The sequence below is a fragment of the Lactiplantibacillus fabifermentans DSM 21115 genome, from assembly GCF_000498955.2.
In the GTDB taxonomy this organism is placed as follows: Bacteria; Bacillota; Bacilli; order Lactobacillales; family Lactobacillaceae; genus Lactiplantibacillus; species Lactiplantibacillus fabifermentans.
Map to the genome: position 1 here is coordinate 6995 of NZ_AYGX02000122.1, position 8284 is coordinate 15278.

The 8284-nt window shown below is 45.9% G+C and carries 8 protein-coding genes; 4 read left to right on the forward strand and 4 right to left on the reverse strand.

Going from position 1 to position 8284, the window contains the following annotated elements:
* Positions 1-297: 297 nt before the first annotated feature.
* The gene (gene lepB, locus DY78_RS10795; RefSeq protein ID WP_024625520.1) at positions 298-918 is read right to left on the reverse strand and encodes a signal peptidase I; all 621 of its coding nucleotides are present in this window, start codon (positions 916-918) and stop codon (positions 298-300) included.
* Between the two features lie 93 nt (positions 919-1011).
* A complete protein-coding gene (gene lepB, locus DY78_RS10800) occupies positions 1012-1629 on the reverse strand; it encodes a signal peptidase I (RefSeq protein ID WP_024625521.1) in 618 nt (205 codons plus the stop codon).
* A gap of 199 nt (positions 1630-1828) precedes the next feature.
* Here lepB (DY78_RS10800) and DY78_RS10805 point away from each other — a divergent pair, with 199 nt between their 5' ends.
* Entirely contained in the window at positions 1829-2443 is a 615-nt protein-coding gene (locus DY78_RS10805) for a sugar O-acetyltransferase (protein WP_024625522.1), read from the forward strand.
* Here the strand turns inward: DY78_RS10805 and DY78_RS16170 are convergent.
* Positions 2440-2601 carry a hypothetical protein gene (locus DY78_RS16170; RefSeq protein ID WP_156093480.1) on the reverse strand — a complete coding sequence of 54 codons (162 nt, stop codon included), beginning with the start codon at positions 2599-2601 and terminating at the stop codon, positions 2440-2442. The genes DY78_RS10805 and DY78_RS16170 overlap by 4 nt on opposite strands.
* A gap of 139 nt (positions 2602-2740) precedes the next feature.
* On the opposite strand from DY78_RS16170, the gene DY78_RS10810 reads away from it, so the two are divergent.
* The 3 genes from DY78_RS10810 (at position 2741) to DY78_RS10820 (ending at position 7368) form a co-directional block, all read left to right on the forward strand.
* A complete protein-coding gene (locus DY78_RS10810) occupies positions 2741-3442 on the forward strand; it encodes an ABC transporter ATP-binding protein (RefSeq protein ID WP_024625523.1) in 702 nt (233 codons plus the stop codon).
* 9 nt (positions 3443-3451) lie between these two features.
* Entirely contained in the window at positions 3452-6028 is a 2577-nt protein-coding gene (locus DY78_RS10815) for an ABC transporter permease (protein ID WP_029779084.1), read from the forward strand.
* Between the two features lie 104 nt (positions 6029-6132).
* Entirely contained in the window at positions 6133-7368 is a 1236-nt protein-coding gene (locus DY78_RS10820) for an ArgE/DapE family deacylase (protein ID WP_024625525.1), read from the forward strand.
* Positions 7369-7396: 28 nt separating this feature from the next.
* On the opposite strand, the gene DY78_RS10825 is transcribed toward DY78_RS10820, so the two are convergent.
* Positions 7397-7942, reverse strand: coding sequence for a hypothetical protein (locus tag DY78_RS10825; RefSeq protein WP_024625526.1), 546 nt, complete (start codon positions 7940-7942; stop codon positions 7397-7399).
* Positions 7943-8284 lie beyond the last annotated feature (342 nt).

Below are 8284 nucleotides of genomic sequence, written 5' to 3' on the forward strand. Positions count from 1 at the left end.
TTTTTGAGCTCAGCCAAGTCCGCTAATCTCAAAAGACGTCCTTGTTCTCAGCCGAGCAAACCACTCGACTAAGAACAATATCGGTACGTTCACACTTTAACTTGCTTCCGGGATGTCATCGTATAATTGTACTTATTATCTGAGCAATACAACAAAGGCTTCGCCACTAGCAAATAGTGGCGAAGCCTTTGTTGTGTGTGAATGATAGTCGTAATTACTGCTGATTGGAAGCGACAACTATCGGTAGCTAATCCTAGTATGTTTACATGGAAACCAAGCGCTTTATAGAACGTTAGGTTAGTTAACTTGATTAATTAACGCCGCATTCGGTTGCCACGGCCAAGCTTTGACGACGCCGATAATATGACTTTTTGGAACAAAGCCCCAGTAACGACTATCGTTAGAAACGCTGCGATGGTCGCCCATCACGAAGTAGTCGCCTTGCGGAACTCGGTTGTGTTTTAAGGCAGTTTTCCAAGCGACTTGGCTCGAACTCAACCGGGTTAGTGACCAGCCCATCAAGTGATGGTGGTCATTGGTGACTAGCGAGCCGGTCGTTTGTTGGAAGTGATTTTTTAGATAGCTTTGGGCGATACGGTGATGATTGACGTATAGTTGGCCGGTCTTCGTGTAGTGAATAGCATCGCCGGGCTGGCCGATAATGCGTTTGACGTAAACGGCGTTGTGATCTTTTTCCTGGGGGTTCAACCCGTAAGCCTTAAAAATGACGATTTCACCAGTATGTACTGACGCCGTCTTGACGGCAATCACCCGTTCATTATCTTGCAAGGTCGGCGTCATGGATTTGCCGTCGACATGGACGACGGTAAACCAATACTCGCGAATGAAAAAGGCGATGATGAGGCCGGCAACGATGGGCAAGAGTAAGTGTGCGATTAACTTTAATTTGACTGCCATTAGCCGGCCTCCTGTAAATGATTAGTTTAAGTATATCAAAGTATTAGTGGCAAAAAAACTCGGTTGTCGCGAGGACAATCGAGTTTGACCGAATTACGGTTGATAGTTATTGATATATTCTTTCCGTGCTTGCCAAGGCCAAGCCTTAACGACCCCAATCATGTGGCTCTTAGGTACTAAGCCCCAATAACGACTGTCGTTAGAAACGCTCCGGTGGTCCCCCATGACGAAGTAGTAACCCTTCGGCACTTTACCATTAGTGACTTGTTTGGACCAACCTTGGTCGTGGCTGAGACTATTTAACGTCCAGCCAGTGACTTTGCTGTGCTTGTTAGCCATAAATGAACCGGTCGTTTGTTGGTAACTATTTTGCAAATAGCTTTGCTTAACGACTTTACCGTTGACCATTAATTTACCAGAATTGGTGTATTTGACCGTATCACCGGGCATCCCGATGACCCGCTTCACATAAACGGCGCTCTTGCTCGTTTGGTCCGGGTCCAAGCCGTATGCATCGAAGACGACGACTGAACCCGCTTTGATCGTGCTAGTTTTGAAAGCGACGACCCGTTCGTTATTTTGTAAGTTAGGTTGCATGGAAGTCCCATCAACGCGCACCATCGTGAACCAGAATTGGCGAATGAGTAACGCCAAACCTAACCCAATCACGACGGGTAGCACCCAACTCATAATTGTTTTGAATGTTTTCACTGTGTTAACTCCCTTAAATGTGTGTATAACCCCCATTATAAACGAACGTTACCATTTAGATACATAAAAATACTTAAAACTTCCATGGAATCTTTAAAAATGAGACGATTTGCTGTTAAAAATGACCGTCATCGTTATTGAAATCGTTACCAAACTTTGGTTAACTAAGTGTGGTAACCAATGAGGGAGGAATTTATTGATGAAATCACAAAAAGACCGGATGTTAGCCGGTGAATTATATATTGCCGATGACCCACAACTCGCTAAAGAGAATTTGCGTGCTAAACGGGTGACGCGGCTGTTCAATCAAACCACCGAATTAGAAAAAGACCAACGGCAGCAATTGCTGGGCGAGATGTTCAAGTCAATCGGGGCGGGTGGCTATATTGAACCGCCATTTCACACAGATTATGGCACTAATACCACGATTGGTAAGTCTTTTTACGCTAACTATGACGCGATCTTCGTGGATGTCGCCCCGATAACGATTGGCGACAACGTCTTCATGGGTCCGCGCGTCGGTTTATACACGGCGGGCCATCCTATCGATGCGGCGATTCGGGCCGAACAACTCGAATACGGGTACCCAATTACGATTGGCGACAACGTCTGGTTTGGCGGCAATGTGGTCGTCAACCCGGGCGTCACGATTGGCAGTAATGTCGTGATTGGTTCCGGTTCAATCGTCACCAAAGACATTCCTGATAACGTGGTCGCGGTCGGCAATCCGTGCCGCGTCTTACGGGAAATTACTGCGGCTGACCAAAAATATTGGCAAGCGCAAAAAGAAGCGTACTTCGCTGACCAAGACTAAGGCTTAGATGCTGGTTGATCGTGATGATCACCAGCATTTTTTTGACGCGCTTTTTCGGCCTTTTCAATCCGGCGCATGACTAGAGTTTGTAAATAATAAACAAAGGCAATCATGAAGACGATTAGGATTAAGACGGTACCTACAATTTCAGTAACCATAATTAGCATTCCTCCTCGTAAACGTTGGTTCCATTTTAACGGTGCCGTGGTCCAGAAACAATGGTTATTTGAAATTTTAGCGCCCACCGTCAAAATGGGTTATCATTAAATGTAAACGAATACAATCAGGGAGAACGCTATGGCATATATTGAAGTAATCAAGGAAACGCGGACTTTTCATAACGGTGACCAGGAAACCATCGCCAATCGGGAATTGTCGTTTGAAGTGGCCCAAGGGAGCGTGGTCACGATTCTAGGGCCAAGTGGAGCTGGTAAATCGACGTTATTAAATATTTTAGGCGGCATGGATAGTCCTACTAGTGGACAAGTCTTAATTGATGGGGAAGATATCGCGCAATTTTCTGCCAAACAACTGACGACGTATCGGCGCCAAGCCGTGGGTTTTGTCTTTCAATTTTATAATTTAGTGTCGAATTTGACGGCGCGGGAAAATGTGGAGCTAGCTTCACAAATTACTAAAGATGCCCGCGATGTCGATGAAACGCTGGCATTAGTTGGTCTAACGGACCGTGCTGCGAACTTTCCGGCCCAATTATCTGGTGGTGAACAACAACGGGTGGCCATTGCGCGGGCGGTGGCGAAAAATCCCAAGCTATTATTATGTGATGAACCGACCGGGGCGCTGGATTATCGGACCGGTAAACAAGTCTTACAAGTGATCCAAGACGCTGCCAAACAAACTGATACGACGGTGATTATCGTGACCCACAATAGCGCGATTGCGGCGATGGGCGACCAAGTGATTCGCATTAATGACGCCCAAGTTCAATCTGTCGAATACAACGACCACCCGACACCGGTGGCCGAGATTGAATGGTAGGTGAGGGGCATGACACCAGCTTATTTTAAAGCCATTTTTCGCGAAATTTGGCGGTCGAAAGCCCGCTTCATTTCCATCACGTTAATTATTTTCTTAGGGGTGGCGTTTTACACCGGCATTCGGGCGACCGGTCCGGACATGTTACAAGCCGCCGATGATTATTTTAATCGCCAATCACTTGCGACCAACAGCGTCCAGTCGACGATGGGCCTAACGAATTCGGATACTCAGGCGTTGGCCCAACACGCGTCGCAAGTCACTTATCAAAAGGTGAAATACTTAGACGTCAATCAGTTGAACAATAATCGGGTTGTCCGGGTCGCTGAACTACCCGCAACGCAAAAACTGAACAAGTTACGGGTAGTCAGCGGCCGGTTACCGCAAAAAGCCAACGAAATCGTCTTGGACACCCAGGCCCAACGTCTCCAACCGAGCTTAAAAATTGGGTCAACGTATAAAATTGTTAGCACAAAAGCGTTGAATCAAAAGTTCAAACGGCGGACCTTTAAAGTCGTCGGCTTTGTCAATTCGCCGCGCTACGTGGAAAACGTTAGCCGGGGCGTGACGACGGTCGGTAAAGGGACGCTAGATTACTTTGCATATGTACGACCACAGACGCTCAAGTTAAACGTGGCGACGCGCATTGATGTGCAGTTCAAAAATTTGCGTGGCGTAACGCCGTATACCGCAAAATATAAACGGTTGAATCGGCAAAATACCGCCAAATTAAAACGGTGGCTCAAGCCGCAAGCTAAGTTACGGCAAACGGCGTTACAAAAGCAAGCCACGCAAAAAATTGCTCCGTTAGCCCAAGCGACGGCGGCCTTAAAACAACAAGTGCCAGCGGGAACCGCCCAATTAGTAAAGTTAGAAACCCAACTTAAAGCGGCCCAGGCCCAAGTAGCCGCCATTAAGACGCCCACGTATATTTATACTGATCGCAGTGATAACCCGGGTTACACTGAGTACCACGAGAATACGCAACGAGTCGTCGCCTTGTCAACCGTCTTTCCGTTATTCTTCATCGCGATTGCGGCCTTGATTTGTTTAACGACGATGACGCGGATGGTTGAAGAATTGCGGTTACAGATGGGGACTTTGAAAGGACTTGGGTATAGCAATAACGCGGTCGGTAGTGAATTCATGATTTACGGTGGCTTAGCCGCCTTGCTAGGGACCGGGTTGGGCGTTATTTTTGGCGTCAACTTCTTCCCGAAATTCATTGCGCAAGCGTACGGCAGCATGTATAACTTACCCGCCATTAGCGTGCAATACTTGTGGACCGACATCGGGGTGGCGTTAGCAATTGCGCTCCTGTGTACGCTTGGAACGGCGTTAGTCGTCTTACGAGTGGACTTACGCAGCTTACCGGCGCAACTCTTACAACCGAAAGCGCCCAAAGCTGGTAAAACTTTGTTACTGGAACGGTGGACCGGTTTTTGGCGGCGCTTGAGTTTTAACCATAAGATCACCTTGCGGAATTTATTCCGGTACAAACAACGGTTATTAATGACCGTGCTCGGGATTGCCGGCTGTATGGCGATGATGATTACTGGTTTTGGCTTGAAGGACTCGATTGGTGACATTTCGACTAAGCAGTTCAATGAATTGTGGCATTACGATGCCATCGTGACGCGGACTGGGACCGAAACGAAGGCGCAACGGACCACGATTAGCAAGCCGAGTTTGTATCAAGCAAGTCTGGCACTGAAGTCAGCGCAAGTCACCATCAAAAAAGGCGGGGTTGCCGAACAAACGGCGACTTTGGGCGTGCCTGAACACGCGGCCAATTTGAATAAGTTTGTGACCTTGCGCAGTCGGACGACCCATCAAAAGTACACCTTGTCGCAATCCGGGGCGATTATTGATGAAAAGCTCGCTAAGCTATATGGCGTAAAAGTCGGCGATACTTTGCCAATTAAGCTCGCGGGGCAAACGACCAAGACTATCAAAGTGGCCGCAATTGCGGAAAATTACGTCAATCACTTTGTGTATTTGAGTCCGAGTTATTACCGCCAAGTTTTCGGTAAACAACCGATTTATAATAGTAATTTAGTCCAATTTACCAACAAGAGTGAAAAACGGGCGAATGCTTACGCGAATACGTTGCTGAAGCAAACTGGCATCTTGAACGTGACGTTAATGAGTACCGAAAAAAATACCAACTTTAAAATGTTTGATAGCATGAATTTAGTGGTCTTGATTTTCGTCATTTCGGCCGGGGCGTTGGCCTTAGTCGTACTGTATAACTTGACGAATATCAATGTTTCCGAACGGATTCGGGAACTATCTACGATTAAGGTGCTCGGCTTTTATGATGGCGAAGTCACGATGTATATTTTCCGTGAAAACTTCATTTTGACCGGTCTCGGAATTATTCTCGGCTGCTTCTTAGGCAATTGGTTACACGCCTATATTTTACAAACCGCTGAAACCAACGCGTTGATGTTCTCGCCGGGGATTCATCCGATTAGCTATGTCTATTCGGCGCTATTAACGGTGGCCTTTAGTTTAATCGTGATGGTGATGATGCATCGTAAGTTGAAGCACGTCAACATGTTAGATGCATTAAAATCAGTTGATTGAGTTGCACGTACTTGCACTTATTGTTAAAAAGTGCTGTAATCGAGGTAGAACTTAAATTGTGCGTATCAGTTTAGCATGACGAAAAAACGGACGGGGTGAATTTTATGGAAGAAACAGTACAAGCGTTAAGTGATATTGTCCAAATGAATTCTGTAAACGGTAACGAACAACCAGTTGCCGAATATTTAGCAAAGTTACTGAAGCAACATGGTATTGATTCGAAGTTAATTGAATATGCACCAAATCGTGCGAACTTAGTCGCTGAAATTGGTGACGGCAATGGTCCAGTCATTGGTTTTGACGGCCATACCGATACGGTCGCTTTAGGAGACGAAGATAAATGGGCTGGGAGTCCACTGTCAGCGGCGATTAAAGATAACAAGCTCTTCGGTCGTGGTGTGACCGACATGAAGGCTGGGATGATGGCCGGCGTCTTTGCCATGATCAATTTAAAGGAACAAGGTGTGCCGTTACACGGGACGTTGCGTTTGATGGCAACCTTGGGTGAAGAAGATGGCCATGTCGGTGCGGAACAACTCGCAGCTTTAGGTTATGCCGATGACATCAAAGCGATGATTGTTGGGGAACCGAGTGGCGCTGACAAGCGGATGTTAGCCGACAAGAAGATTCAAGCCATGCTTGGTGCCGACGAAGCGACGGCTAAAAAGATGATGGCCGCTAACCCGACGACGGAACAACATTTTATTGAATTAGCCCATAAAGGGTCCTTAACTTATACGGTACGTTCCAAAGGGGTTGCGGCGCATAGTTCGATGCCGCAAATCGGTAAGAATGCGATTGATGCGTTAATGGGTTACTATAACAAACAAACCGCTTATTTTGAAAGTTTCAACCACGTGAAAAACTCGGTCTTAGGACCAACGATTCCCGTCGTGACCTTAATCAAAGGTGGCGAACAAATCAACACGGTGCCAGCCAGTGCGGAACTTTCCGTTAAGATTCGGACGATTCCCGAAGTCCGCAATGATAAGATTATTGCCGACCTCGAAAAAATCGTCGCGGAATGCAATGCGGCCGGTGCAGAATTGACCTTAGATATTCATGACAGCTTCTTCCCAATGCATACCGCCGAAGATAGCAACTTGGTACAATTGGCCAAGTCAGTTGGCCAACAAGTCTTAGAACAACCTTTACCATACTTCGGGGCACCCGGTGGGACCGATGCCTCATCATACTTGCCACACAATGAAGATATGGAAGTCGTGGTCTTTGGTCCGGGGAACATTACCGCCCATCAAGTTAACGAATACGTTGATTTGGACATGTACAAACGCTACATTAAGATTTACGCGGCGATGATTAGTAATTTGTTAGCTTAAAACTGAAATGTTTGATGAAATGCAACTCTTATGGAGTTGTATTTTTTATCATATCTGTAAACGCCGGCAGAGCACTAATGATTAATGAGAACATCGTGACTTGGATGAGCATCATTAAGCCGGTACTCACAATTGACCAAATGTTAAAATAAGACCACTGGCGGCGTTCATGGGTCGTGAGTGATGCGAGTACAGCCGGAACATGCCGCGATTGCCAGGCCTGCCGATTCACTAAAATATCGCGAGTCAGGACGCTGAAAATGAAAAGTAAGAAACCAAATTGGCAAATAAATGTAAAATCGAGACGACTGATTGTCAGCGAAGCACCTATCAGTATTAAGATGCTGATTAGAATCACGACCTCGCAGCGACGCAATCGTTTACTCCAGGGCGTTTGAAAAAATGCGAATCTAAGCTGTTTGAATGCGGGGTGCGTTAACCAAGCTAGCGTAATGGCATGAATTGTTAGTGTACTTAAAATACCAATCAGCAAGAACGCTGAAATGGTGCTCGTTAGCTGAATGAGTGGATCTTGAGTAATCGGGAAAAGCCATTCTGAGGGATAAGTAAACAAAGTTAATGACACCTTTCAGTCAATATCAAGATTGATTAGTTGCACTAGCATAACGTAATTCGTGGTGCGCGACATGCAGATTTATATATTGTTTTTGTAAAGGTTTGGTTGTGATGGGACAACACTACGACCACTAAAATGAAACTTTCATGAAAGTTTTGGATTAGAACGATTAAATACAATCAAAATGATGACGCTAAAATTGATTAAATGACACTAGCTTTAGTCAAAATGCGCCGCCATCTCCGGCTGAAAATTGCTTGTTAGATTATCGGTTTGATATTGGCTTATGGTAGATTGCAAATTTAATCCGAATTTTTGGACAAATTGTTCAGCATAACC

What these genes read in the sequence shown, in the direction of transcription:
- lepB (WP_024625520.1), bottom strand. Translation starts at nt 918, where the DNA reads ATGGCAGTCAAATTAAAGTTAATCGCACACTTACTCTTGCCCATCGTT.
- DY78_RS10805 (WP_024625522.1), top strand. Translation starts at nt 1,829, where the DNA reads ATGAAATCACAAAAAGACCGGATGTTAGCCGGTGAATTATATATTGCC.
- DY78_RS16170 (WP_156093480.1), bottom strand. Translation starts at nt 2,601, where the DNA reads ATGGTTACTGAAATTGTAGGTACCGTCTTAATCCTAATCGTCTTCATG.
- DY78_RS10810 (WP_024625523.1), top strand. Translation starts at nt 2,741, where the DNA reads ATGGCATATATTGAAGTAATCAAGGAAACGCGGACTTTTCATAACGGT.
- DY78_RS10815 (WP_029779084.1), top strand. Translation starts at nt 3,452, where the DNA reads ATGACACCAGCTTATTTTAAAGCCATTTTTCGCGAAATTTGGCGGTCG.
- DY78_RS10820 (WP_024625525.1), top strand. Translation starts at nt 6,133, where the DNA reads ATGGAAGAAACAGTACAAGCGTTAAGTGATATTGTCCAAATGAATTCT.